Genomic DNA, 25,180 nt, shown 5'->3' on the forward strand with positions numbered 1-25,180 from the left:
TTTAACCTCCGATAACAATACTGATAATTTCAACTACTCGTTTAACATCTTCAGCATTTAAATTGGTACTACAAGGAATATTTATAATATGCTCTGAGTAATGTTTAGCCTTCTCTATATTATATGTAAAATTATTAATATATGGCTGTTGTTCATGGATTAATCCCCATATTGGTCTGGTTTGAATTTTATGTGATTGAAGTTCTCTAATGATTTTTCCAATATCTCCTTCATTTATGAACAGAGAATAAAACCATTTATTAGATCTTATTTCATCACTAAAATTTAGAAGTTTAACTTTTGAGTTATTCTTAAATAGCTTTTTATATAATAAATAATTTTCTTCCTTAATCTTAATAAAATCTTCAATTTTCTCCAACTGAGCAACTCCTAACGCTGCTTGAAGATTTGTCATTCTATAATTGTAACCTACTTCATTATGAATGTAATTAAGCTCATCATCCTTTGCTTGAGTAGAGAGATATTTTGCTTTTTTACAACCATTTTCAAGATTGCTTACAAGCATCCCCCCTCCACCAGTTGTAATTATCTTATTTCCATTAAACGAATAAGCTCCAAAATCACCTATGGTTCCTGCATATTTGTCCTTATATTTTCCTTTAAGATAGTATGAACCTAAAGCTTCTGTTGCATCTTCAATAACCTTTATGTTATACTTCTCTGCTATTTCCATTATACTTTCCATATCTGCCATATTTCCAAAAATATGTACAACTATGATAGCTTTAATATGCTTTTTTGAAGCTTTGTTTATTAACTTCCCATCAACAAAATCACACTTTTCTTCACAAAACTCCTTAAGTTTTAATGTGTCAATTGTTAAGCTATCATCACAATCCATAAATACCGGCTCTGCCCCCATATATCTTATTGGATTAACTGCTGCTATAAATGTTAATGTCGGAGTTATTACTTCATCACCGGCTTTTATACCTGATAATATTAATGACAGATGTAAAGCTGCTGTCCCACTTTGACAGGCTACAGCTTCACTAACCTTTAAATAATCTGCTATATCTTTTTCAAATCTATTTATGTATTCTCCACCAGTAGAAACCCACTCATCCGAAACAGCACTCGTTACATAATTTAATTCGTTTCCTTTTAAATTTGGAACAGATAATGGTATAAACTTTTCCATAAAAACACTTCCTTATATGTTGTAAATATCAGTCTTATATTTATCTAAATTATTTTTAAACCATTCTATAGTTTCAGCAATTCCTTCTCTAAAGGCATATTGTGGCTTCCAGTTTGTTAGTGATTTTATTTTTTCATTTGATCCTAACAATCTTTCAACTTCACTCTTTTCAGGCCTTAGTCTTTGATCATCACAAATGATTTTAGCATTAGGATTTATTTGATTGATTAATTCTTGGGCTAATTCTCCCACAGATATCTCTTGTTGAGTAGCAATATTAATTTCTTCCCCTATGGTTTTTTCTGATTTTGAAATCTCTATAAACCCATTTGCTGTATCCTTAACAAAATTAAAATCTCTTGTTGGATGCAAAGAACCTAATTTTATTTCCTTTTTACCAGCAAGTAGTTGTGTAATTATAGTTGGAATTACAGCTCTAGCAGATTGCCTTGGTCCATATGTATTAAATGGTCTAACTATTGTTATCGGCATATTAAAGCTTCTATAGAAAGATTCCGCAATTCTGTCAGCACCTATTTTAGTTGCAGAATAAGGCGATTGCCCTTGAAATGGATGTTTCTCATCTATCGGTACATACTGTGCAGTACCATATACTTCTGATGTTGAAGTAACTAATACTCTATCAACTTCTAAATCTTTTGCTGCCTGTAGTATATTTAATGTACCTTTAATATTAGTATCTACATAAGAATCAGGTGAATGATAGCTAAATGGTATAGCAATAAGAGCTGCTAGATGAAATACTTCCTCTACCCCTTTCATTGCTTCTCTCACCCCATTAGGATCTCTAATATCACCAGTGAAAACCTCTATCTGATCCAGTTTATTCTTAGGTAATGTATCTAACCATCCCCAGTTATTGAACGAATTATAGTATGCAAAAGCTTTAACATCATATCCCTGTTCTAATAGCATTTCTGTAAGATGACTCCCTATAAACCCATCTGCTCCAGTTATCAATACTTTTTTCATTTTATCTCTCCCCGTTAAATTAAAAATATTATTATATTATCTGTATTTTAACTTAATTCAATTACTATTTCTTTAAATTCTTTCTCTATGGTTCCCTTAATCTTTGCACCTTTGCTACAATTGATAAATTGTATTTTAGGATTTTCATCAATTAGCACTTCAATATTTCTCTTAAATCCTAAAAGTACAGATGTGGTTGATAACATCTCTCCATTTATACCAAGTACTTTCTTTATCCCTTCTACAAATGAATTATCTTTATCTTCCTCATTGTCACCTGCGTGAGATTTATTGTTTATGTATGCTAAATCTTGCCCAGCTAAAATTACTTTTTTCACTCCTGATTTTATTGCAATATCTAAGGTAGCAACAGCAACTGATTTTCCTGTACGAACTATAATACCATCTCTATTACTATCATCCTTATCGTTAAAGAACATATATTTAGGTCCCATATAATTTTTTACAGCTTTATTGCATGCTGTGCTTAAAAAACATAATGGAATATCTAAATTTATATAATCTTTAATTTGGTCATAAACTATATCATCTGGATCAATAATTGACATTATATCTGGCTTTATTCCATTTTTCATTAAAATATCAATTGTACGACCCAAAGAAAAAACATAAAACTTATCTCTGTTTGTCTTTAAATCTACTAATACCTCTTCTAAGGAAGGTCCTCCTGCTGCAATAACAATTGGTTTATCATTAAACTGTTTAGTATCCAAAAATTCTTTAAAATTATGATAATTTTCTAATAAATTATTATTATAGTTTTCCTTTAGTTTTTCACCATATCTCATTATACCGATTTTAGATATTTCATAAGAATTTAATATAATTATTAAGTTCTCATATTCTGGTGATAAAGTTCTCACAGACGGTTTATAGATAATAATATCTTCTACCAAATTCATTTTTTCAGAAAGATTTATCAAAAATTCTTTACTAAACCCACAAAACAAATGTACTCTTTTATCATTCTTTAACTCATCCAACATCTTTAATTCATTGCTTTTTTTTATTACTTCCATATCTGCATCAAATGCAAATATATTACAATCTTCATTAATTATATTAAGCATGGCTTTTAAGTGATAACCTAATCCAATTCCATAAACTACAATATTCTTTATATTTCTTATTTTGTCTATATTGCTCTCTATGAATTTTTCAGCTTCTTTTATAGGATTATATTTGCTATGTAAAAGTACATTATTAATTGATAAGGTATATATTCCTTCTCTTATGTTTATAATATCTATATTTCTCTTCATTTCGTCCAACGTAAACCTTTCTTATTAAAAATATAATTTTTAATACTCTTTCAATTCTTATATCAGATTCTGTATATAAGTTTCAAGACCATTTCTACTAAAATTAAAATTATAAACTTTATCTAAACATGGAAATCCATAATTTATACCTAAATCAAAGTCTGTTACATTATCTTTTACTATATTTGATTCTAAGTATTTGTTTATAGAAAAATCTAATAATTTACTTAATGAGGCATTCATCCCATGGTTTAGGTTTTCAAATAATTTCCATAGGTATCCTGTTATTCCATCCTTTTGTAATAAACAATGTTATATTTCTCTAATATAGCACAAGCGGTATCTTTATAATATATAGGATAAGTGTATCGTTTGCTAAATGATAACAACAATACATAGTTTGAGGCTTAACCTTATGATCTTCCAAATGCAATTATTTTTTGTTTATCTATATTATAATTTTTGATTATTTCAAATAGTACGTTTAAATGATCAATTGCCGGCATAAATCCAAAATAAGAATATCCATCATATGCTTCTTGCAAAAATGCCAGATCTTTGTCTATTTTTTATATCTTATTTGCTATTAGGAAATTATGTAAAAATTCTATCATTTCATTATAGTCTTTAATTGCATTCAATTGATTAATATCAATATTGTAAAACAAGCTTAAGACTACTTTATTTACCTTCATGGTTTGTTTTACTCTCAAGTCGTTATGATATCTTACTCCTACAATGAGCATATTATATTCTTCATATATATATGGATGTAATTTTTTAAATTGATATTCCGAATCCGCGTTATCTCCATAACCTGTTATACAAAATACCACGCCATACTTATTATTTTCACTGAAATTAGACGGAAAAGTTATAAAGTACTCTAACTCATTTCTAATTTTTATATTTACCTCTGAATCACTTGGTGCATTTATTGTAAACTTTTCCTAGTATGCCATATTAACCTTCTCCTTTTCTCCTTTTAATCTATTATTAATTCTACCACATTTATATTCTCTTTATATTATTATAAGCAAAATTACATCTTACATTTATTATCGTCTAATAAAAAAGAAAACTTAGGATAAAATATCCTAAGTACCTAATAATACCTAAATTATAGAAAAATATTCTTTAATGCATTTCATCATTTTTTTTAGTCTTACTTCATATGTGTGATATTCCTTTACTTTCTCATACCCACTTATCATTATCTTTTGTCTTTCTTGTTCATTATTTAGGTAGTATTGACTGATTTCTATCAAATCCTTAGTATCTCTATACTTAACTAAATCTTCACCATCTTTAAAATATTTATCTATATCAGCTTTATGATTTGTGACTAAAAATCCCTTACTCCCTAGTATGTCAAATACTCTCATTGGCAAACCTGAATCAACATAAATCCTTGTAAAATTAATATTAATCTTTGAACATTTAAAAACCTTTGGCATCTCATTAAAGTGCTCTGCATATCCTTTATATTTAACATTGCTCAGATTAAGTTTACCCCAATTCTCATCACCATAAACATGCATATTAAATTCATTTGAAAGTTTATGAACCATATCAATTCTTTGAATCTCATTATACTTTTTTGCTAAAAAGTAGGCTATCTTTGTTTTACTATCTAGAAATGTTTCATCACTTGTCTTGTATCCTGTTTCCTCAAGTATCTTTGTTACTAGCTTATCTGTGACTATATCTTTAATTAAATATTTGTTTAGATTTAGGTGTTGTTTATTAAATATTTCATTTATTTCTGAAATAGTCTCTTTACTTAAGAATTCATATAGGAATTTATTAAATTCATTATCCATTCCAACTGTACCTAGAAAGCTTATATCACAGTTATATTTATCAACATCTTGGGAACTTAAATGAACATTATCTAATCTACTAACATTAGCTGCAACTGGCATATATGCAATATTCCTAAGTCCCATACTATTAAGCTCTAATGCCATATCACAGTCATATACAAATGCAAATATACTTTTATTTTTTAGAAAGTCACTATATAAGGAATATGCCGGACTATCTACTACCCATGATATATATGGTATAGATAAAATTCTTGAAATTTCTGAAACCTTATCACTAGGGTTTATTGTAAAAATAAAATCTGGCATTTCATCCATTATGTCTTGAAGCATTTTATGTTTTGTTGAAAAATACATCTTAACAACATCATATCCTATATTTCTTAGCGCATCCATGCAATCATCTGCAACAGTGGTTGCTTCATAAAATGCAACTTTTAGTTTACTCTTCTTTTTCTCTCTCGTTGATAAATACTTTAATACATCATAATAAAATTTGCTATCCACCTCTGTTATGTTCTTATTATCATATATTAAATTCTTATCATCCATTTTAAAATATATATCTTTATAGGCTTCTCCAAATAAAAATACTACTCTATCTTCATACTCTATATTTAAGTCATTATGTTCTTGTATTATATTATAAAAATTTTCATTCTTATCTATAACGTATATGTTTCCTTTAGTATTCTGGATAATCTGTTTCAATTCATAACCTAATCCAATTCCAAGAACTATATAATTTTCATCAGATGCTATATTTTCAATTTTTTTTATTGGATTATATTTTGAATATATGTACTTCCACTTGTCATCAATTTTCACCTTACAAGTCCAGTTACCATCTTTTGCTTTTTCTATAATAATATTGTCTGCCACTTATATCATTCCTTCATACAAAAATCATTACCTGATTCATTAATATATAATTAGCATATTCTATGATTTAAGTATCCCCTGTAAGTTACTTTGTATATCTGAAAGTACTGGCTTAACTTCATATTCTAGTAAATCACTTATCAGTATATAATCTTCATTTTCAAAAGCTTCTACTATTTCTCTTAACTTATCATTTAATTCACTAACATTTTTCTCTGAATCTATCAAATCTCTTGATATCATTAGTGCATTAACTAACCATTCAATTCCATCCGCTATTTGAATGATTAAATTAGCTCCATTTCTTTCATCACCAGTATGAAAATGATTAACTGCCTGTTCAATTCCTCTTGTTAATGGAATAATGTATTCTTTAGCTGTATTTAAAACTTCTATATTTGCATTATTCATGTTCTCTTCCCCCTATAGTATGTATTAATTCTTTATACTCTTCATCTTCTATTATTGACTTATTCAATTTTGAAACTAATCTCAACATAACTTTACAACCCAATAATATGTTTTTATTTAATCTTATTTGTATTGCCATGTTTTCTCTAACTATGTCATCAGTTATTACAGTTCCCAATTTTCTTACAGCAATAACTGCAGCAGTTATTACAGATTGAAACAAACCGAGAAATAATTTATTATCAAATACAGCTCGTTCTACCTTAAAATTAAGCTTCAATAAATTTATTCCTTTATCTATGCTATCAATATTATCTTTTCCTGCATTACTTTTCAAGTATCTGCTTAATCTTCTATTCTGTTTCTTACATTTTCTCATTAAAGATATTATTTCTCTTTTTAATTCAGCTAATATATATACAGTATTAATATATTGTTCATCAAGCTCAGACTCATTAGGAACTATTTCATACAAATTCACAATTTCTTCGTTACAATACTTTTCTAGAACTTCTTTGAACTTCATTATAATTGTTCCTTTTTTATATGCTCCTCCCTCTGTTGCATCAATATACTTTCTTTCACTTTTATCCTTAGCAATTTCAGTTTCAAACCAAAGCAAGAAATTCTTAAATGCTAAATTAGTTGGAAGCTTTTCGCCATTTATTCCTTTAACCCAAAGTTTATTAGCTTCTATTGAGGCCTTTTGCTTTATTTCAACATCCTTGCTATGAGTTATTCCCTCTTGTGTAAACGCAAGATCTTGCCCAACAAATATTATTGGATCAGCACCTAAGTACTTTGCAAATGATAAGGCTGTATGTGCACATGAAGCACCAGTGGTCAACAATCTATCTTCCTTCAGTATATTCGCATTTATCCATCCACTTTGACCTTCACCTTGCTTTAAAAATAATATTTTCTTATTATTTACTAATGTTTCTAATATTTCTGGTCTTATAACTGAAGGTCCTACAAAAACAGTTTTCTCATTAAGTTGTTTATCCTTATAAAAAGCCTCATATGTCTTAAGCACCCTCTCTACTGAAAAAACTGCATCTGGAATCACGTTGTATTTTTCTAATGAACTAATTACTGCATCTGTTGCAAGAATCAACGCTTTCCCTTGGGCTTCTTTTAAAAGATGTATATTTTTATCTAATGATGGTCCTGCACTTACAATTATAGCAGGTTTATCTATATACTTATCTTTTAATGAATTCAATTTAGGACTTTTTATTAAATCTTTAATATTCTTTATATAATTTTCAAATCCATCAATACTATCCTGAATATCATTTCCTACTAAAAACAAAGAGTGTTTTATGGATTCAATTATATTAGAATTCATATCATAAATAGAATTTAAACCATATATTTGTTTATATGCTGCTGGAATTACTTCAACTGAATTTACAGCTGCTCCTAAAGTATTTATATGTCCCATAATTGTGTATATCTTATTTATTATCTCTTCTTCACTCCCAAAGAAAAATAGTGTATTCTTATTTATTAATTCTGAAAAATCACAGTTTCTCATATAGGTAGTTAGTATATCCTTATTGCTCTCTATTACAAAGATGTAACTAAACTTTGTCATTTTATCAAATATTTCTCTTATATGATATCCCATTCCTAATCCATATACTATAAATAAGTTATCTCTATCAAAATCTAAACTTTCTAGTAACATTTGTACTTCTCTGTGAGTATTATATAAACTATTGCTATATATTGCTTTTTTCTCATTTTTAATTTTTATTGCTTCAAGACCGTCCTTTGTCTTTTCCACTTCAAACTCGTTCCCATCAACATATGTTTCATCATATCCAAGCCTTTTTAAGATGTCTAAATTTTTCTGAAACAAATCGATTCCTCCTATTCACTTTATGTATAGTTTATCTAGTTTAGTTATCGTAGAATTTAAGACTATCTTTATCTAAAACTTAATTAATAATGAGCAAAAAAAATAAAAGACCAGAAAACTGGTCTTTTATAATGTACTATCTTAATAATTGAAGTACTCCTTGTGGAGTTTGGTTTGCTTGAGCAAGCATAGCTTGAGCAGCTTGTTGTAGTATGTTGTTCTTTGAGTAATTCATCATTTCTTTTGCCATATCTACGTCTCTGATTCTTGATTCTGACGCTTGTAAGTTTTCACTTGCAGTGTTTAAGTTGTTTATTGTGTGCTCTAATCTGTTTTGAACTGATCCTAGGTTAGCTCTTTCAGTTGAAACTAAAGTTATAGCACTATCAACAGTTGTGATTGCTGCTTGAGCATTAGTAATTGATGAACCATCAATTTGTGCATCAGCTGTAGCTACTGATAATCCAGATGCAGTCATATTATTAATAGTTATTGAAATAACTTGAGATTGGTTAGCACCAACTTGGAATGTAAATGATCCAGAAGCAGCTATTAACTTCTTAGTATTGAATTCTGTTTGGTTTGCTATTCTTGTTACTTCAGTTTGCAATTGTGAGAATTCTTTTTGTAGAGCAGCTCTATCAACTGTAGTATTAGTATCAGTACCTGCTTGTACAGCTAATTCTCTCATTCTTTGAAGAATTGAGTGAGTTTCATTTAAAGCACCTTCTGCTGTTTGGATTAATGAAATACCATCTTGAGCATTTCTTGATCCTTGATCTAATCCTCTGATTTGTCCTCTCATTTTTTCAGAGATTGCTAGTCCAGCTGCATCATCTCCAGCTCTGTTTATTCTTAAACCTGAGCTTAACTTTTCCATTGCTTTTCCAGCAGCACCTATGTTGTTAGTCATTTGTCTGTGTGCATTCATTGCATTAAGATTGTGATTAATTATCATTTTAAATTCCTCCTTGAATTATGTTTTTTTGACATCCCTGTCATATTTTTTAGGTTTTTTAACCTTGTACTTAATATTTCGTCTTATTTTAAATTTACTTTATACTTTTTTTGAAAATTTTTATACTTTTTTAGAGAAATAATTTATACTAGCATGAGAATTATTTCTGTATTGAGTTGTAGCATTTTTTGTTTTGGTTAATTCTTTTATTTCTTCTCGTAGACTTTCTCTATTCTTCTCATAAATATTTTGAATATTTTTCTGAAGTTCTTTATATTCAGAAGAACTTAAAAATTTCTTAAGCTCTTCTGATGAATTTTTAGCATACTCATGATAGAAAGTTTCTTTATCTTTTAGCAGTTTATTAAATTCTTCGATTTTTTCTTCTTTTAAATATCTTGCTAACGTTTCTTCTATTCTAATTGCTTCATTCCAATAATTCACTATTGCCCACCACCAAAAGCATTAGCTAGGTAAGTTGCCTGACTATTATAATTATTCATTGCTGTCTCTAAAGAGGCATATCTTTGATATAATCTGTTTTGTTGATCAACAAATTTATCTTGTAAATCAGTTATTAATTTAGTCTGGGTATCTATAGCTTTTAATAAATCATTATTATAGAATGTAACAGACCCAGTATATCCAACTTTTTTTAATAATAATGAATCTGAACTAATTACATTATCATTTAAGATATTCTTAAGTCTCTGCATTATTCCATTGTCTTTAAATTGCTGATCCTTTGACAAAGCGGAATCTGCCATATTCGTAAATAACTTATATACATCATCTGGACTATTTTCTAATGAAGCAGTAAGTTTTCCTTCATCTACAGTAAGTTGACCTGGTGTTGTTACATCGTCTGAAAAGTCAAAACCAATATCATAATATTTCAACTTTTGTCCTGTTACAGGAGTATTAAAAGCACTTCTTAAGGAAGATACTATGCCTGAAAGATAATTATCATTTCTTAACATCCCTTCTTTTGTTTTCGCTTCCCACTGCGTTATTTGATCTGTAGTCATAGAAGCTCTTTGAGTATCCGTTAAAGGGGGATAATCTCTATTTTTCTTTTCAGTAAGTCTAGATGTTATATCACCAATCATCTTATTATAATCATCAACAAAATCCATTATCCTTTTCTTTAAGTCTGTAATATCTGTTTTACCTTGTATAGTAACTGGGCTTGAAGTAACATCCGAAATAGTGAACTTAACATTATCTACTGTAAATGAATTGCTTTGATAAGTTTTTGTTGCTGTATTTCCATAAGTATCTGTAATTTCTACTTTTGCATCTCCACCTATAGCATTTAGTGCATCCACAGTACCCATTATAGGCCCTACTGTATTTGCCCCAGCGTTTATGGTCATTCCACTTCCTGTTCCTAATGCAGTAGTTGAAAATGTGATATTATCGCTTGCATCTATAGAAAATCCTGCTTTACTTCCTAGAGCATTTTTAAGTTTTAGAAGTATTGCATCTTTTTCAGTAGCATTAGTATTAGGCATTTGTGTTAAGTCAACACTAACAGTTTGTGTTTGTCCATTATTTTGAAATTCAAATGATACATTCTGTCCAACAAGATCTGATAAAGCAACTGTAGCTTTAGCCGGATTATACCCAATTGTATCATTCGATCCAACTCCATTAGTTTGAAGTATATACTCACCTGTAATATCACTTTTGGTCATTTTAGCATCTGCACCTGCTTTAATTATTGCAGCATTAAATATTGACATTATGGTATCTTTAGAGGTGCTAACATCTGCAGAGGTTAAATCAACAGTTACAACTTTCCCATTGATATTAATATCTTTTTTAGTTCCAACTAATGAGTTGAAATCAGTGAATTTAATTCTAGCTGGAGTTGCAAGCGCATCAACTTGAACCTTGTAATTTCCTACTTGAGCTCCAGATAATCCAACTGCACTTACAGCTCCACTACCATTGCTAGGAGTAAACACAGCTGTCTGATAGTTTTTAGAAACCAACATAGAATTATCCGGTTTTGCCAAATCCATATATTTTGAGTAAAAATCTCTTAATTCTTTAATTACATCTCTATAAGCATTTTGTTGAAACTGTAACATTTGTTTTTGCTGATTAGCCTTATCTATTTTGCTTTGTTGTCCCAGCATTGCAGCTTTAACTAAACTATCAACGTCTATTCCACTTAATCCTGTTATTCTATTTCCTGAACTTGGAGTACTTGAAGTACTTGAAGTTGTAGAAGCTACATTCATCTATATCCCTCCTATAATAAATCATATTTTATTTATCTATTTTCTTTAGATAATTTATAAGCAGTATGCCATGTATCTTGAATATTTTCTATTAATGGAATTAGCTTGTCCAACTTTTTGCTATCTTTTTTCAAATTTATTTCAGCTAATTCATTTTTAACAAATTCGTATATTTTAAACATATCTTCAGCCCAATTTCCTGCATTTCTATCTAAACTTATCATTAATTCAGTAAAGATATCTTGAGTTCTTGTTAGATATTCATGTGATAGTTTAATATTTTTATTATCAATTGCCTCTTTAGATTGTTTGGAGAATTTCACTGCACCATCTACTAACATAAGTAGTAATTGTTCTTTTGAAGCATAATTTACGGAATTATTTTTATATACATTTAATGCATTTGGATACATACTTTCCCTCCTATTTTTTCGTATCAACAAATACCCCAAGGGAGCTATTATTTGATATTTCTTTTTCCCCCTCCACCTGCAAATTATCTACCATGACGCCTTCAACTTCAATCTTATGATTTTTTCCACCTTGCTGTTTGCTACGTTTCAATGTCTCTTTAAATGAATTTCTATCTTTTGCAGTTTCTTCATCTTCACTATATGCTCTAATGGTTATTTCTTTTTTACTCGGGCCATGAACTTTACCATCTTTAGTTTGTTCCATTAGCTTTCTTCTCAAGTCAGTGTCAATTTTATTTAGTTTAAATTCCATTAAACCACCACCTTAAGCTTTTTTATCGAAGACTACTCCAACTGTTTCCAACATTTTAGCTATCATATCCAATATTTTCTTTGGTGGAATCTCTAAGATAACCTCATTAGTCTTATTATCAACTATTTTGATCATAACGTCTTTTTTGAACTTATCATGAGTAGAATAAACTGCATGAGTACCTTCATCTTCTAAAAATTTATTTAATTTTTGTACGGCTTTTTTAATATTTTTATCTTCTTTTTCATCTTTTGCTTTTTCATTAACTGGAGATTTAATCTCAACCTTTTCTACTGTCGCACTTGATTGATAATCCAGGTTTAGTTGTCCTCCTTGACTAACCGCATTAACATCCATATTATTCACCCCGATTACAATGTTTTTTATTTTTTTATATTTTTAAGCATATCTAAGTCAAAAGATATAGCTTCTTTATTTTCATTTGTAACTTCTTCATATAATTCTTTCCTAAGGATTCTTATACTTTTTGGTGCATTAATAGCTAATTTTACATTTCCATTTTCAAGTTTTATAACTTCTATTTCAATATCATCACCTATTAATAATGCTTCACCCTTTTTTCTGGTAATAACTAACATCTAATCACCTCTTTATTAAAGGATGTTTTATTTTAAAGTCTTCTTTATCTATTATTACCTGTTTACCTACTTTTTTATTAATATTTATAATAATAGGTGCTTTTAAATTTACAGTTATTTTATAAACATCTGAATTTAATGTAACAGTATTATATAAAACAACCTCCTCTGGATTCTCTATACTTAAACTCTTAATTACTTCTTCATTCAATTCTATTTCATAATCCTTTTTAACATCAAATGGAGATACTACTACTAATCCTACTTCACTATTCTCTAAGGACTGAAAAATACTAAATGCTTCATTTTCTTTAGATTGAACTATGATAAACTTTTTCAAGTCTTCAAATCCCATAATTCCATTTGGAAAGTTTATAATGTCTTTTTCATCGTAGTTAAAAGTTCCATGAAATCTCGTAACTATTTCCATACTTTACCCTCCTATTATTTTAGGAAATCCATCAAAGATGGTTGTATTATCCTAGCTGAAGTTTGTAAGGATGCCGTATACACTGTTTGAGCCATTGAATATTCCATCATCTTTTGTGTTATATCAATATCTTCAGTTTTTGAAAGAATATCTGTCATATTATAGTTCTCTTCTTCATTTTTATCTTTAGCTGAATCCATTCTATTTTGTTTAGCTCCAACTTCCGCCCTTACTTTTAAAACATTTGTAACGGTAGTTGTTATATCCTCTAAATTTTCATTTATTAACTTATCTGCATCAGCTGGATTAGAAGATCCTAAGTTATTAACTATATCCCCTAATAGATCCATCAAATTAATATTTTTTCCTTTTTCACTTGTGAAACTTACAATATCTTTAGCATTTACATTATATTGCATTGTAACACCTTGAGAAACTTCCACATCCATCTTTGCTCCAATCATATCAAGTTGAGCATCAATATCCACATTACCTGTGTTAAGTGGCAAGTCCTCTCCATTTTTTCCTGAAAAAGCTAGTGTATTATTTCCACTAAGTGCATCAGTATTTATCTTTATTGGTTTTGATGTAGTTTTGGTTCCTCCAAATATGTATCTTCCATCAAAGTTTGTATTTAAAATCTGTGCAATTTCAGATACTTTTTCATTTACTTCATCTTTTATTGCTTTTTTTTCATCGGACCCATATGCTGCGTTTCCTGAAGAAACCATAAGTTCTCTAATTCTTTGTAAAGATTCATTTACTTGTCCTAAGCCTGTATCAGTTGCATCAAGCCAATTAATTGTATCCTTAATATTTTCATTATATTGAACATTTGTAGCCATATCTGAAGTTAGTTGCATTGATCTAGCTACTTTAAAAGGATTATCAGAAGGTTTTCTTATTTCCTTACCTGAACTTAATTGTTGTTGCATCTTTTGCATATTTGTCAAATTTGTTCTCATATCGCTAAGATAATTGTTTGAAAGCATTCTATTGGTTACTCTCATTTAACTAACCTCCTATTTAATCAACCCATTTACTACAACATCAAGAAGTTCATCTACTGTTGCTATTATCTTGGCATTTGCATTATAAGCGTGTTGAAATTGTACTAAATTTGTCATTTCTTCATCTAAGGATACTCCTGATACAGAATCTCTGCTTTGTTGAAGAGAATTAAGCAGACTCTCCTGATTAGTTACCATTCTACCAGATTCTTGAGCTTGAACACCAAGCTTATCAATTGTATCTTTGAAAAATCCACTAAGTGTCATGCCACTTGTATCACTTGCAATAGTCATTCCATTATTACTAAGTGTCGCTCCTCCTTTAGATGCACTGAACATATCTGCTCTCGTACTAACTGTTCCTCCAAAATCTTGAACTCTAAGTAAGGTATCTCTTAGTTTTGCAATTGCCAATGCTCTTGCCCCATCACTTTCTCCATCAACTGGGTTCTGGCCTGTAAAGGCATAAGCATTATCATGAGTCTTAGTTTTTATCTTCATTACATCATTTAATAGTTCTTCATTTAAAGTAATGTTTCCAGCGTTAATATCCTGCTCTGCTGCTAATGTATCATCTAAGTTATATAATTCATGTGCATTATTATATTTAGCAACATCTTTATTTACAAAGAAAACTGAATAGTCTTTATCTGGAACTCCTGGATTACCACTGCTTTTTGTAAGACCTGAATGTATAGCATTTACTGAATATGCTAATGATTTAGCAATCTTATTTAATTGATCTATATATCCATTTATGTCTTGTTCTACTGATATTGTACCCGCAATTTCACCTGATTGAGGCTGAAAATCCATAATTTCAGCAGCATTAATCGCATAATTTTCTTTTATCGGATATCCATCACCTTTTACAGGAACCCCCTCTGAGTTAGCCCATAGTATTCTTGAATTCATTAATTCTTCAGCTTTATCAGAAGTCATACCGGTTACTTTAATTGTTCCTTTATTATCTTCTGATTGCATATTGCCTAGCTTATAGTAAGTTATATTATAAGTTTGGCCTGATGGATCATTGCTATCCTTTTCCATTGAACTTATATATGAAAATCTCATAACTGATTCATTGTCATCAGCTGATACTAATTTACCATTTTTCATTCCACCTAAGTCAGTAGGTTTTAAGTCTATTCCCTCAAACTCTTTTCTATCAACATTTAAATTAAATTTATTACTTAATTGGTCAATAAGTAAATCTCTTTTATCCTCTAAATCATTAGGTTGATTTCCTGAAACCTTAACTGTTTTAATTTCCTTATTCAATGCACCAATCTGATCTAATAAGCTATTCATATCAGTCACATCATTCTTAAGCAAATTCTGAGCATTTGATTTTAGATCTTGAAGCTTAGTGTATGTATGATTTAATGCATCTGTTAATGAAACTGTTTGTTGAGCAGTTACTGTTCTAGCATTTGAGTTTTGAGGTTGCTTGGATAGTTCTTGCCATGAATCAAAGAACTTACCCATTAATGTTGAAATTCCTGTATCTGATGGTTCGTTAAATATATCTTGAACTTCACCTAAGAAATTATTTCTTATATCAAATTTTCCAGCTGTACTTGTTTCATTTCTCACCTGAAAATCCAAAAAGGTATCTCTTATTCTTTCGATAGCAGATACTTGAGCTCCTGTTCCTAGTTGCCCTGCTGTAGCAACAGCACCTAATACAGGACCTCCATATGGTCTTGATGTTTCTATCTGAGCCCTTTGTCTTGAAAATCCAGGCGTGTTAGCATTAGAAATATTATGTGAAGTTACATCAATTGTTTTTTGAGCAACTGACATTCCTCTTCCACCAATATTTAATGTTCCAAATAATCCTGACATATTATCCTCCCATTACCTTTTTATTTTCCCATAAGAATTGTAAGTGTCTATATCCCTTCTAGGATTAATTATTGTTAATAGTCTATTTGTAAAGGATAGTTGCTGTTTTATTAATAACTCATTAGTATCCTTCTGTAATCTTAATTCTTCTAAGAGCATTCTTATTTCTCTATATAAATTTTCTAGCTCTTCATCTTTATTATTATTAATGTAATCAACCAAATCTAACCCCGATGTAGCCCTTCTTCTTTTTACTTCCCACTGAGCTACTTCTTTATTTACTTCTTGAATTTCTTCAACTATACCCTCTAAGTTGAAAATTTCTTTGTTTATTATATATCCATGTTGCTTCTCTAAAATATTCATAAGCTTTATTAAGCTATTTTTCTCTTCTATAAATATTTCTTTTATGGATTCACTCATTAAATCTTTCTCCCTTTCATTGAGTCAAACATAGCTTTAGAGATAGCAGCTGAACTTGGATTATAAGTTCCATTTTTAATATCATTTTTTAACTTTTCTATTTTTTCTGGTGAATTTGTGAATACTTCATCTACACCATATTTTTGAAGGGCTTTACCTGTCTTTGATATTTCAATTTTATCTTGAACCTTGGCTACATCCTTCTTTTCTACTTTCTTTACATTTGAATTATAGTAATTATTAATACTTGAGGGAGATATCCCTTTAATATTCATACTAACCCCACCTTTAATACTTTATCGTTCTAATATTATTATCGTTATATGTTTATATTTATTTAGTAATTTAATTTAGATTGTATATAATTTCGCACGAAATACCCTATACGCGGATAAAATGCATTATTATTATATTACCCATAATTAGAAACTCCTAGTATTACTTGTTAAAAAATAATACTAGGAGTTAAATTCTTTTTTTATTTTGAAAGTCTTGTAAAAGGTCCATATAGGCATTGTGTCTATATGAGACTTTTTACAAAGCTTTTTTTATCTTAATGATTTTATTCTTTCAGCACCTGAAACTATGCTTGTAATTCTCACGCCAAAGTTTTCATCAACAACTACAACTTCACCATAAGCTATCTTCTTACCATTTACTAAAACTTCAACTGGCTCTTCAGCAAGTTTTTCTAACTCTATTAAAGATCCACTTGAGAAATTTAAAATATCTCTTATACTCTTTTTAGTTCTTCCAAGAACTACTGATATTTCAAGAGGTACATCTAATATTAAATCAATATTACTATGTGCTGCTCCTGAGCCACCTGCTGATAATGGTTCAAATTGCGCTCTATGCACTTCAACTACTGGAGCTGGTGCTTGAACTGGTGCTGGTGCACTACTTGCATATGTATTATTTTCTTGTACTCTTGTTTCAGCATGACTTTGTGCCCTTTGGACTGGTGCTTCTTGATGAATTTCCTTTGAAGCTACTTCGTTACTAGTTTCGCTTCCAATCAAGTCTTCTTCTCCCATCATAATTGCAACTATTTTCTTTGCTGTACTTACAGGCAATATTTGCATTATGCTTGAATCTACTAGCGAACCTATTGTCATTCTGAAAGAAACTTTAACTACCTTCTCTTCGTCGCTGATATCATCAGCAATTTCATCGCCATCATTTTGCCAAACTTTTGATTTAGGTGGGGAAATATTTACTTCTCTTGAGAACATTGTTGCCATTGAAGTTGCTGCTGAACCTATCATTTGATTCATTGCTTCTTGAACTGCTGATATTTCTATTTCTGATAATTCTGTAACTGTTACAGAACCATCTCCACCCATCATCAGATTTGCTATAACTGATGCATCACTATTTTTCATAATAAGGATATTCTTACCTACAATTCCTGAAGTATATTCTACTTCTAATACTATATTTGGTGTCTCAAATCCTTTTTTAACCTCATGCAATGTTGTCAGTGTTACCACTGGAGTTGTGATATTAACCTGTTGATTAATAATCTGTGATAAGGCAGTTGATGCTGAGCCCATGGATATATTTCCAATTTCACCCAACAAATCTTTTTCTATATCCTTTAAATTTTGATCATCATCCGCTTCAGGCTGACTTGCTGTACTGCTAGGATTTCCATTTAAAAGTGAATCTATTTCTTCTTGTGAAAGAAATCCGTTACTCATCGTTTCCCACATCCTTTTCCAAAATATCTAGAATAGCTACGCCTGCCTTCTTACCAATAACTCCTGGTTTACCGATATAGCTTACTTCATTTTCCACAAATACTTTAACAGGCTCTGTAAATTTATTATCCAATTTAACTATGTCTCCGTTAACAAGCTTTAAGAAGTCATCAACCATAAGATGTGTCTTTCCTAATTCTACGTGCATGTCAACATCTACATTATTTAATCTATCTAATACTTTCTTCTTAGATTCTTCTTTGTCTTCTTCTCCTTCATCTCTAAACCAGTATTGAACAACTAACTTATCAAGAACTTTTTCTAAGCTTAGATATGGAATACATAAATTGATGAAACAATTACTTTTTCCAAGTTCAACTGAAAAAACTATAAGTGCAACTGGTTCAGTTGGCGCTAATGTTTGATTTAGAGCTGGATTTGTTTCTATTGAATCTACAGCAGGTTCAACAGAAATTAAATCCTCCCAAGCTAACTTTAGATTTGAAATCAATCCAGCATTAACTTGTTGTATTATATTTTTGTCTATATCTGTAAATTCTTTTGCTGTATATAGTTTTCTCTCTCCATCACCACCTAATAGAATATCTAATACTTGATAAACAAACTGTGGATTTGTTTCAAATAAAATACTTCCACTAAGCGGAGCCAAAGTGAATATAGTCAATATTGTTGGATTTGATACCGAGTGTATAAATTCCTCATAGGTTATCTGTTCTACAGTTTCTATCTTAACTTTGACATTTTTTCTAAGTTGACCACTCAAATAATTACTTATTATTCTTGCATAATTATCATGAATAAGTTCAAGTGTTCTTATATGTTCCTTAGAAAACTTTTGAGGGCTTCTAAAGTCATAAAGCTTGACTTTTTGTTTCTCTTCATCCTTTTGAAGCTCCTCTGGTTGTAGTTCTCCTGTAGAAAGGGCAGATAACAAGGCATCTATTTCACTTTGTGATAAAACCTCTGCCATGTTTTCCCCTCACTTTTTTATGGATTTAATATTCTGTTTATATCAATCAATGTGATAATCTTATCATCAAGGTTAACTATACCTTTTAAGTATGCTTGGTGTTTAGATGCTTCAATCTTTTGAATATCCTTGTCGTCAACCTCTAATACTTCTTGTACAGAATCTACCATAATTCCTATTTGTTCTTCTTCAATTCCCAATATAATAATATTATTTTGACTTTCTTCAGATACTTGCGCTTCCAAAAGAAGATGTAAATCAACTAGTGAAATAATATTCCCTCTTAGATTAATTAACCCTTTTATGTATGCAGGAGAATTAGGTACCTTTGTTATCTCCATAATATCATTAATATTTTGTACATTTTGTGTTTCTACACCAAAAAATTCATTTCCTATTTTAAAGGCAATTATTTGCATAGGTCTTCCCTCCTAATTTGGTTATCCTATGGTTTTCTTTATAGCTTCAAGTACTCTATCTGCTTGGAAAGGCTTAACGATAAAGTCTTTTGCTCCTGCTCTTATTGCATCCATTACCATACTTTGTTGTCCCATAGCTGAACACATAATAACTCTTGCTGATGGGTCAAATTCTTTAATTTGTTTAACTGCTTCAATACCATCCATATCAGGCATTGTGATATCCATTGTTACAACATCTGGTTTTTCTTTTTTGTATAACTCTACAGCCTTTATTCCATTGTTAGCTTCACCAACAACTTCAAACCCATTCTTTTCTAAGATATCCTTAATCATCATTCTCATGAAAGCAGCATCATCCACTATTAATACTCTTGACATTCGCATTCCCTCCGTAATTACATTACTCCTATTGCATTTAATATTTTTTCTAAAGATCCAGGCATAGGCAAGAAGTAGAAGTATCCTCCAGCCTCAGTACTATTATTACCTGTTAAAAAATTAGTTTCTATTTCCAAAATATTTTCACTAAATTGTGCAGTTTCTATCATTGTAGAAGATAGAACTGCTCCTAGCATATCATGCGACATGGCTGGTACTGAAGCCATAATTGAAAGATTGGTAAACTTACTAATAGCATTCATAAAAGCACCAGATATAATATTCCCAACCTCGCAAAGTGCTGATTTTCCCATCTCTGTTAATAACATATCTGAGGAACCAATTAAAGCTTCAACAATCTCACTAGCTGCATCTTTTTCAAATATAAATAAGATATTACCAGGAGTATCCCCTAAAACTCTAATTAAGATTCCTAACACTTCTTTCTCATCAGTGAAGTTTGAAAAAACTTCTTCAAAATCTATAATATTAACTGATGGTACTGACATATCTATTTTTTTATTTAGCAGCTGGGATAATGCTGTAGCAGCATTCCCAGCACCTATGTTAGATACTTCTCTTATCGCATCTAATTGCATTGGACTAAATAGGTTTTCTTTCATTTATATTCTCTCCTAACCTAGCTGTAATAATGCAGCTACATCAAGTATTAAAGTCACTAAACCGTCTCCAAGTATAGTAGCTCCAATATACTCTTTTAAGGATTCTAAACTCTTACCTAAAGGCTTGATAACAACTTCTTGTTGCCCTGCTAATGAATCAACTTGTAGTCCAACAGTTTTTCCTCCAACTTTTACTATTATAACAAACTTCTTACCTTCTTCTTGGCTGTCAATATGAAGTTTTTCATTAACCCTTACTAAAGGTATAACTTCATCTCTGTATATAATAACTTCTTTACCATTAGTTTGCTTAACATTATCTTTTTTATAATCTATTACTCTGTCAATAAATCCTAATGATATTGCAAAAGTTTCGCTACCTACTTTTACTAGTAAAGCTTGTATAATTTGAAGTGTTAATGGTAATTTAATTATAAATGCAGAACCTTTGCCTATTTCTGAAACTACTTCAACAGTTCCACCTAATGCAGAAATTTTTGTTTTAACAACATCCATTCCTACTCCTCTACCAGAAATGTCTGTAACAACTTCATTTGTAGAGAAACCTTGTGCAAATATTAGGTTTTTAATATCATCCTCGTTCATGCCTTCAGTATTAATACCAACACGTTCAGCTTTAGCTTTAATCTTAGCAGGATCTATTCCAGCACCATCATCTTCTACTTTGATTACTGCTTTAGTTCCTTCTTGATATGCAACTAGTCTTACTGTACCAACTGGATTTTTACCTTTTGCAATTCTTTCTTCCTTGCTTTCAACTCCATGGTCTGCAGCATTTCTTAATAAGTGAATTAACGGTTCTCCAATTTCATCAATTACAGTTCTATCAAGTTCTGTTTCTGCTCCTTCAACAACAAAATTTATTTCCTTGTTTAATTCCACAGAAATATCTCTAATCATTCTTGGGAATCTATTGAATACTACATCTAATGGTAACATTCTTATTTTCATAACCAAGTCTTGTAGGTCTGTTGTTGTTCTAGCTACTTGTTCAAGTGTTTCATTTAATTCTAAAGATTTATATTTTAAACTTATTTGTTCTAATCTTGTTCTATTAATAACTAACTCAGATACCATATTCATAAGTTTATCTAATCTTTCTAAGTCAACTCTAACTGATTGGTGAGTCTTCTTATTTTCTTTCTGAGTTGTATTTTTAGCTATTTCCTTTTTAGGCTGTACATTTCCTAATGGAGCTTTTTCTTGAACTTTTTCTTGAATCTTTTCTGGAGCCTTTTCCACTAGTTTTGGCTCTTCTGCTTTTTCTTGCTTAATTTCTACATTTACTTCTTCGCATTTTACATCTTCAATTTCAGATATTCCAAGTATTAAATTATGGACATCTTCTCTAGAGTCTTGAGTTAAAAGAATAAACTTAAGAGTAAAATCAAAGTTTTCTGATTCAATATCATCTGTTGCGGGATATGATTTTATTATTTCTCCACGTTCTTCTAAGTCCTTAACAATTAAAAATGCTCTTGCAGATTTAAGCAAAGTAGCTTCACTTAGTTTAATTACAATATTAAGTGGATTGTAGCCTTTTTCTTGAGCTTGCTTAATTACAGATAAATCATATTGATTTATCTCAAGAAAATCTTCTATATCCTTATCCTCTTCTTTAGCATCTACACTTACTTCATCTAATTCGGTTTGTGATTGCTCTTTACCTATAGATTCTAAATCCTTAATAATTGAAGTAATATCTACTTGTTCTTCAATACCATCTTGGATATTATTGACCATTTTTTCTAGAGTATCTAAACAATCGAATAATACAGTCACTTCATTTTTTGTAACTTCAAGGACACCTTCTCTAAATTTTGAAAGTACATCCTCCATTTTGTGAGTTAACTCAGCAACATTTGTAAATCCCATTGTAGCAGCCATTCCCTTTATTGTATGAGCAACTCTAAATATTTCGTTTAGCTTGTCCATATCTTGAGGGTTTTGCTCAAGCTCTAGTAATGATTCATTTAATATCTGAAGGTTATCAAAGGATTCCTCTAAAAACATTGATAAATATTGTGATGTATCCATGATTATCCTCCTTATAATTTCCTATATATGAATGTTGATGCTTTTTCGAAACCATACTTTTTATAGTCATATATGGTCTCAGTGGCTCCTACGAAAAGTAATCCGCCTTTTTTTAAAGATCTTGAAAACTTTTCATATATTTTGTCTTTTGTGTCATTATTAAAATAAATAACAACATTTCTACAAACTATAATGTCAAAACTACTATCATAGTTGTCCAAAATCAAATCTTGCTTTTGGAATGTGATTTTTTTCTTGATTTCATCCTTTATAAAATATTTATCGTTAACTTTTGAAAAATATTTATCTAAATTTGTAGAATTTACATTCTTTATTTCATTTTCTGTATATTGACCTAATTGTGCTTTACTTAAAATAGTCTGATCTATATCAGATGCTAGTATGGTTAGCTTACCCTTGTACCCAATGTTTTCCATCATAATACCCAATGAATAAGGTTCACAACCTATAGAGCACGCAGCACTCCACACTTTTAATGATGGATTTTTTACAAATTCTTTTTTAAGCAAATCTTCTAATTGACTAAACATTTCTGGATTTCTAAAAAATTCTGTAACATTAATTGTTATAAAATCTAAAAACCTTTGTTTTTGTTCTTTATCTTTTGTTAAAAGAACTTTATAATCTTGTAAATTTTTAACACCAACCCTGCTCATTAAGCTTTCAATTCTTCTATGAAGCTGATTAGGTTTATAAGCCGATAAATTAATTCCCATTTCTTTATAAACCCATTTTTCAAATTCCAAAAAATCCATAGGCTATAAGTTCTCCTTTATAATTTTAACTATTGTATTTTTTATTTCATTTAAAGGTAATACTAAATCTACTTTTCCAGTTTCATAAGCAGCCTTAGGCATTCCATAAATTGTACATGTTCTTTCATCCTCAGAAATAGTGATTCCTCCAGCATCTTTAACCGCCGCTGTTCCTTGAGCTCCATCTTTTCCCATACCGGTAAGTATTACTGATAATAAATTCTTACCATAAACTTTTGACGAAGATAGAAATAATTTATCTACTGCTGGTCTCACACCCCAAATCGATGGTTCTTCATTTAAGTAAATCCTTTTATCTGCCCCAACTTCCATATGATATCCTGCTTTTGCAATATAAATCGTATTATTTTCAATTATCATCCCGTGCTCTGCCTCAACAACATGCATGTCAGAGGTTTCATTTAATCTTTCAGCAAATGCCTTTGTAAATCCTTTAGGCATATGTTGTACAACAAATACTGGAACATCTAAATTTTTAGGTAAAAACGGAAGTACATTATTTAATGCTTTAGGCCCACCTGTGGATGCACCTATCACCACAGCTTTAATTTTTCCTTCTATCTTTTTCCCTTTGCCTACGATATCTACTGCAACTTCTGGTAATTTCATCGGCGAAGTAATCCTTCTATTTTTATTATAAAACCTAGTATTTCTTATTTTCTCAGTTAAATCCTTTGCCACTTTTTTTATATCTAATGAAATAGATCCTGATGGTTTTTGTACAAAATCAAATGCACCTAGTTTTAAGCAGTCCATTGTAAGTCTAGAGCCTGATGCTGTTAGGCTGCTTAACATTATAACTGGTATGTTTATTCTACTTGCTTTTAATTCTTTCAAAGTGGCTATGCCATCCATTTCTGGCATTTCAACATCTAGTGTTATTACATCTGGCTTGAGATCAATTAATTTACTTAATAATTCCTTACCATTTCTAGCTGTTGCAATTGCCTCCATATCATCTTCTTGATTTATTAAATCTGAAACAAATTTTCTCATAAGAGCTGAATCATCTACTACTAAAATCTTAATCTTATCCAATTAAATCAACTCCATTATAAATCTTTAGTTTCTTGCCCAATCGTCTTGACATTTACTAACCCATTTTCCGCGAACAGAATCATAGTTCTTCCTTTATTACCACCTACATCAGAGGCTAAAATAGGTATCTTTTGTTCATCTAAGCTTTTCTTAACTGCTTCAACATTTCTTTTTCCTATGTCATTTACCATACTTTTATCTGAAAAATTAAACATAGATGCTCCACCGGCAATTTTAGCTGTTAAATTTCTTTTGGAACACCCAAGACCAATCATTTTTTCTATTAGTATTGGTATTGCCAGATCTGCAAACTTATATTCATTAGTTACATTTTTAAAGCTTGTACTATCTGGTAACATTATATGTGCTAAACCTGCTATACCCTTTGTTCTATCATAAAGTCCTATCCCAACACATGATCCTAATCCAATAGTCATTATTTTCCCAGGAGAGTATACCGTATTCAAATCTGCTATGCCAACTTTTATATCATTGTCTTGCAT

The 25,180-nt window shown here is 30.1% G+C and carries 28 protein-coding genes; all 28 read right to left on the minus strand.

What is annotated here, in order from left to right:
- Position 1: 1 nt before the first annotated feature.
- The 28 genes from PTZ02_RS10055 to PTZ02_RS10190 all read right to left on the minus strand — a co-directional run bounded on the left by PTZ02_RS10055 (position 2) and on the right by PTZ02_RS10190 (position 25,180).
- Positions 2-1,162 carry a LegC family aminotransferase gene (locus PTZ02_RS10055; protein ID WP_274227649.1) on the minus strand — a complete coding sequence of 387 codons (1,161 nt, stop codon included), beginning with the start codon at positions 1,160-1,162 and terminating at the stop codon, positions 2-4.
- A 12-nt stretch (positions 1,163-1,174) separates the two neighbouring features.
- Complete coding sequence (locus tag PTZ02_RS10060) at positions 1,175-2,155, minus strand: NAD-dependent 4,6-dehydratase LegB (RefSeq protein ID WP_274227650.1); 981 nt, start codon at positions 2,153-2,155, stop codon at positions 1,175-1,177.
- Positions 2,156-2,202: 47 nt separating this feature from the next.
- Complete coding sequence (locus tag PTZ02_RS10065; RefSeq protein ID WP_274228089.1) at positions 2,203-3,438, minus strand: motility associated factor glycosyltransferase family protein; 1,236 nt, start codon at positions 3,436-3,438, stop codon at positions 2,203-2,205.
- A gap of 569 nt (positions 3,439-4,007) precedes the next feature.
- Positions 4,008-4,376, minus strand: coding sequence for a DUF2920 family protein (locus PTZ02_RS10070; RefSeq protein WP_274228090.1), 369 nt, complete (start codon positions 4,374-4,376; stop codon positions 4,008-4,010).
- A gap of 177 nt (positions 4,377-4,553) precedes the next feature.
- Positions 4,554-6,146 carry a glycosyltransferase family protein gene (locus PTZ02_RS10075; RefSeq protein ID WP_274227651.1) on the minus strand — a complete coding sequence of 531 codons (1,593 nt, stop codon included), beginning with the start codon at positions 6,144-6,146 and terminating at the stop codon, positions 4,554-4,556.
- A gap of 60 nt (positions 6,147-6,206) precedes the next feature.
- Positions 6,207-6,557, minus strand: a complete 351-nt coding sequence (locus PTZ02_RS10080) for a hypothetical protein (RefSeq protein ID WP_274227652.1) — start codon at positions 6,555-6,557, stop codon at positions 6,207-6,209.
- Positions 6,550-8,424: a motility associated factor glycosyltransferase family protein gene (locus tag PTZ02_RS10085; RefSeq protein WP_274227653.1), complete on the minus strand. Its 1,875-nt coding sequence runs from the start codon at positions 8,422-8,424 to the stop codon at positions 6,550-6,552. Before PTZ02_RS10085 ends, PTZ02_RS10080 begins: the two co-directional genes overlap by 8 nt.
- 136 nt (positions 8,425-8,560) lie before the next feature.
- A complete protein-coding gene (locus PTZ02_RS10090) occupies positions 8,561-9,382 on the minus strand; it encodes a flagellin N-terminal helical domain-containing protein (RefSeq protein ID WP_274227654.1) in 822 nt (273 codons plus the stop codon).
- 120 nt (positions 9,383-9,502) lie between these two features.
- On the minus strand, positions 9,503-9,826 hold the full coding sequence (locus PTZ02_RS10095) for a hypothetical protein (protein ID WP_274227655.1): 324 nt from the start codon (positions 9,824-9,826) through the stop codon (positions 9,503-9,505).
- Positions 9,826-11,631: a flagellar filament capping protein FliD gene (gene fliD, locus PTZ02_RS10100; RefSeq protein WP_274227656.1), complete on the minus strand. Its 1,806-nt coding sequence runs from the start codon at positions 11,629-11,631 to the stop codon at positions 9,826-9,828. Before fliD ends, PTZ02_RS10095 begins: the two co-directional genes overlap by 1 nt.
- Positions 11,632-11,663: 32 nt before the next feature.
- Entirely contained in the window at positions 11,664-12,044 is a 381-nt protein-coding gene (fliS, locus tag PTZ02_RS10105; RefSeq protein ID WP_274227657.1) for a flagellar export chaperone FliS, read from the minus strand.
- A gap of 10 nt (positions 12,045-12,054) precedes the next feature.
- Positions 12,055-12,357, minus strand: a complete 303-nt coding sequence (locus PTZ02_RS10110; protein WP_274227658.1) for a hypothetical protein — start codon at positions 12,355-12,357, stop codon at positions 12,055-12,057.
- Between the two features lie 12 nt (positions 12,358-12,369).
- Positions 12,370-12,714 (minus strand): flagellar protein FlaG, encoded by a 345-nt coding sequence (locus PTZ02_RS10115; RefSeq protein ID WP_274227659.1) that lies wholly within the window; start codon positions 12,712-12,714, stop codon positions 12,370-12,372.
- Positions 12,715-12,740: 26 nt separating this feature from the next.
- The gene (csrA, locus tag PTZ02_RS10120; RefSeq protein ID WP_274227660.1) at positions 12,741-12,956 is read right to left on the minus strand and encodes a carbon storage regulator CsrA; all 216 of its coding nucleotides are present in this window, start codon (positions 12,954-12,956) and stop codon (positions 12,741-12,743) included.
- A gap of 4 nt (positions 12,957-12,960) precedes the next feature.
- On the minus strand, positions 12,961-13,386 hold the full coding sequence (gene fliW, locus PTZ02_RS10125) for a flagellar assembly protein FliW (protein ID WP_274227661.1): 426 nt from the start codon (positions 13,384-13,386) through the stop codon (positions 12,961-12,963).
- A gap of 14 nt (positions 13,387-13,400) precedes the next feature.
- Positions 13,401-14,396 carry a flagellar hook-associated protein FlgL gene (flgL, locus tag PTZ02_RS10130; RefSeq protein ID WP_274227662.1) on the minus strand — a complete coding sequence of 332 codons (996 nt, stop codon included), beginning with the start codon at positions 14,394-14,396 and terminating at the stop codon, positions 13,401-13,403.
- A 12-nt stretch (positions 14,397-14,408) separates the two neighbouring features.
- Positions 14,409-16,244, minus strand: coding sequence for a flagellar hook-associated protein FlgK (gene flgK, locus PTZ02_RS10135; RefSeq protein WP_274227663.1), 1,836 nt, complete (start codon positions 16,242-16,244; stop codon positions 14,409-14,411).
- A gap of 12 nt (positions 16,245-16,256) precedes the next feature.
- Positions 16,257-16,667, minus strand: coding sequence for a flagellar protein FlgN (locus PTZ02_RS10140; RefSeq protein WP_274227664.1), 411 nt, complete (start codon positions 16,665-16,667; stop codon positions 16,257-16,259).
- Positions 16,667-16,942: a flagellar biosynthesis anti-sigma factor FlgM gene (locus tag PTZ02_RS10145; protein ID WP_274227665.1), complete on the minus strand. Its 276-nt coding sequence runs from the start codon at positions 16,940-16,942 to the stop codon at positions 16,667-16,669. Before PTZ02_RS10145 ends, PTZ02_RS10140 begins: the two co-directional genes overlap by 1 nt.
- Positions 16,943-17,215: 273 nt before the next feature.
- Complete coding sequence (gene fliY / locus PTZ02_RS10150; RefSeq protein WP_274227666.1) at positions 17,216-18,370, minus strand: flagellar motor switch phosphatase FliY; 1,155 nt, start codon at positions 18,368-18,370, stop codon at positions 17,216-17,218.
- Positions 18,363-19,361, minus strand: a complete 999-nt coding sequence (gene fliM / locus PTZ02_RS10155) for a flagellar motor switch protein FliM (protein ID WP_274227667.1) — start codon at positions 19,359-19,361, stop codon at positions 18,363-18,365. The genes fliY and fliM overlap by 8 nt, the downstream gene beginning before the upstream one ends.
- Positions 19,362-19,378: 17 nt before the next feature.
- Complete coding sequence (locus tag PTZ02_RS10160) at positions 19,379-19,780, minus strand: chemotaxis protein CheW (RefSeq protein WP_274227668.1); 402 nt, start codon at positions 19,778-19,780, stop codon at positions 19,379-19,381.
- Positions 19,781-19,801: 21 nt separating this feature from the next.
- The gene (locus tag PTZ02_RS10165) at positions 19,802-20,161 is read right to left on the minus strand and encodes a response regulator (protein WP_202768278.1); all 360 of its coding nucleotides are present in this window, start codon (positions 20,159-20,161) and stop codon (positions 19,802-19,804) included.
- A gap of 17 nt (positions 20,162-20,178) precedes the next feature.
- Positions 20,179-20,784: a chemotaxis protein CheC gene (locus PTZ02_RS10170; RefSeq protein WP_274227669.1), complete on the minus strand. Its 606-nt coding sequence runs from the start codon at positions 20,782-20,784 to the stop codon at positions 20,179-20,181.
- A 12-nt stretch (positions 20,785-20,796) separates the two neighbouring features.
- On the minus strand, positions 20,797-22,842 hold the full coding sequence (locus tag PTZ02_RS10175; RefSeq protein WP_274227670.1) for a chemotaxis protein CheA: 2,046 nt from the start codon (positions 22,840-22,842) through the stop codon (positions 20,797-20,799).
- 11 nt (positions 22,843-22,853) lie between these two features.
- Positions 22,854-23,618 carry a CheR family methyltransferase gene (locus tag PTZ02_RS10180; protein ID WP_274227671.1) on the minus strand — a complete coding sequence of 255 codons (765 nt, stop codon included), beginning with the start codon at positions 23,616-23,618 and terminating at the stop codon, positions 22,854-22,856.
- A 3-nt stretch (positions 23,619-23,621) separates the two neighbouring features.
- The gene (locus PTZ02_RS10185; RefSeq protein WP_274227672.1) at positions 23,622-24,677 is read right to left on the minus strand and encodes a protein-glutamate methylesterase/protein-glutamine glutaminase; all 1,056 of its coding nucleotides are present in this window, start codon (positions 24,675-24,677) and stop codon (positions 23,622-23,624) included.
- 14 nt (positions 24,678-24,691) lie between these two features.
- The gene (locus tag PTZ02_RS10190; RefSeq protein ID WP_274227673.1) at positions 24,692-25,180 is read right to left on the minus strand and encodes a chemotaxis protein CheD; all 489 of its coding nucleotides are present in this window, start codon (positions 25,178-25,180) and stop codon (positions 24,692-24,694) included.

The sequence above is a fragment of the Clostridium sp. 'White wine YQ' genome, assembly GCF_028728205.1.
Classification (GTDB): Bacteria; Bacillota; Clostridia; order Clostridiales; family Clostridiaceae; genus Clostridium_T.

What these genes read in the sequence shown, in the direction of transcription:
- PTZ02_RS10145 (WP_274227665.1), bottom strand. Translation starts at nt 16,942, where the DNA reads ATGAATATTAAAGGGATATCTCCCTCAAGTATTAATAATTACTATAAT.
- PTZ02_RS10110 (WP_274227658.1), bottom strand. Translation starts at nt 12,357, where the DNA reads ATGGAATTTAAACTAAATAAAATTGACACTGACTTGAGAAGAAAGCTA.
- PTZ02_RS10180 (WP_274227671.1), bottom strand. Translation starts at nt 23,618, where the DNA reads ATGGATTTTTTGGAATTTGAAAAATGGGTTTATAAAGAAATGGGAATT.
- fliM (WP_274227667.1), bottom strand. Translation starts at nt 19,361, where the DNA reads ATGGCAGAGGTTTTATCACAAAGTGAAATAGATGCCTTGTTATCTGCC.
- PTZ02_RS10080 (WP_274227652.1), bottom strand. Translation starts at nt 6,557, where the DNA reads ATGAATAATGCAAATATAGAAGTTTTAAATACAGCTAAAGAATACATT.
- PTZ02_RS10090 (WP_274227654.1), bottom strand. Translation starts at nt 9,382, where the DNA reads ATGATAATTAATCACAATCTTAATGCAATGAATGCACACAGACAAATG.
- csrA (WP_274227660.1), bottom strand. Translation starts at nt 12,956, where the DNA reads ATGTTAGTTATTACCAGAAAAAAGGGTGAAGCATTATTAATAGGTGAT.
- PTZ02_RS10115 (WP_274227659.1), bottom strand. Translation starts at nt 12,714, where the DNA reads ATGGATGTTAATGCGGTTAGTCAAGGAGGACAACTAAACCTGGATTAT.
- PTZ02_RS10060 (WP_274227650.1), bottom strand. Translation starts at nt 2,155, where the DNA reads ATGAAAAAAGTATTGATAACTGGAGCAGATGGGTTTATAGGGAGTCAT.
- fliY (WP_274227666.1), bottom strand. Translation starts at nt 18,370, where the DNA reads ATGAGTAACGGATTTCTTTCACAAGAAGAAATAGATTCACTTTTAAAT.
- PTZ02_RS10170 (WP_274227669.1), bottom strand. Translation starts at nt 20,784, where the DNA reads ATGAAAGAAAACCTATTTAGTCCAATGCAATTAGATGCGATAAGAGAA.
- PTZ02_RS10055 (WP_274227649.1), bottom strand. Translation starts at nt 1,162, where the DNA reads ATGGAAAAGTTTATACCATTATCTGTTCCAAATTTAAAAGGAAACGAA.
- PTZ02_RS10140 (WP_274227664.1), bottom strand. Translation starts at nt 16,667, where the DNA reads ATGAGTGAATCCATAAAAGAAATATTTATAGAAGAGAAAAATAGCTTA.
- flgK (WP_274227663.1), bottom strand. Translation starts at nt 16,244, where the DNA reads ATGTCAGGATTATTTGGAACATTAAATATTGGTGGAAGAGGAATGTCA.
- PTZ02_RS10165 (WP_202768278.1), bottom strand. Translation starts at nt 20,161, where the DNA reads ATGTCAAGAGTATTAATAGTGGATGATGCTGCTTTCATGAGAATGATG.
- PTZ02_RS10065 (WP_274228089.1), bottom strand. Translation starts at nt 3,438, where the DNA reads ATGAAGAGAAATATAGATATTATAAACATAAGAGAAGGAATATATACC.
- fliW (WP_274227661.1), bottom strand. Translation starts at nt 13,386, where the DNA reads ATGGAAATAGTTACGAGATTTCATGGAACTTTTAACTACGATGAAAAA.
- fliD (WP_274227656.1), bottom strand. Translation starts at nt 11,631, where the DNA reads ATGAATGTAGCTTCTACAACTTCAAGTACTTCAAGTACTCCAAGTTCA.
- PTZ02_RS10175 (WP_274227670.1), bottom strand. Translation starts at nt 22,842, where the DNA reads ATGGATACATCACAATATTTATCAATGTTTTTAGAGGAATCCTTTGAT.
- PTZ02_RS10190 (WP_274227673.1), bottom strand. Translation starts at nt 25,180, where the DNA reads ATGCAAGACAATGATATAAAAGTTGGCATAGCAGATTTGAATACGGTA.
- PTZ02_RS10160 (WP_274227668.1), bottom strand. Translation starts at nt 19,780, where the DNA reads ATGCAAATAATTGCCTTTAAAATAGGAAATGAATTTTTTGGTGTAGAA.
- fliS (WP_274227657.1), bottom strand. Translation starts at nt 12,044, where the DNA reads ATGTATCCAAATGCATTAAATGTATATAAAAATAATTCCGTAAATTAT.
- flgL (WP_274227662.1), bottom strand. Translation starts at nt 14,396, where the DNA reads ATGAGAGTAACCAATAGAATGCTTTCAAACAATTATCTTAGCGATATG.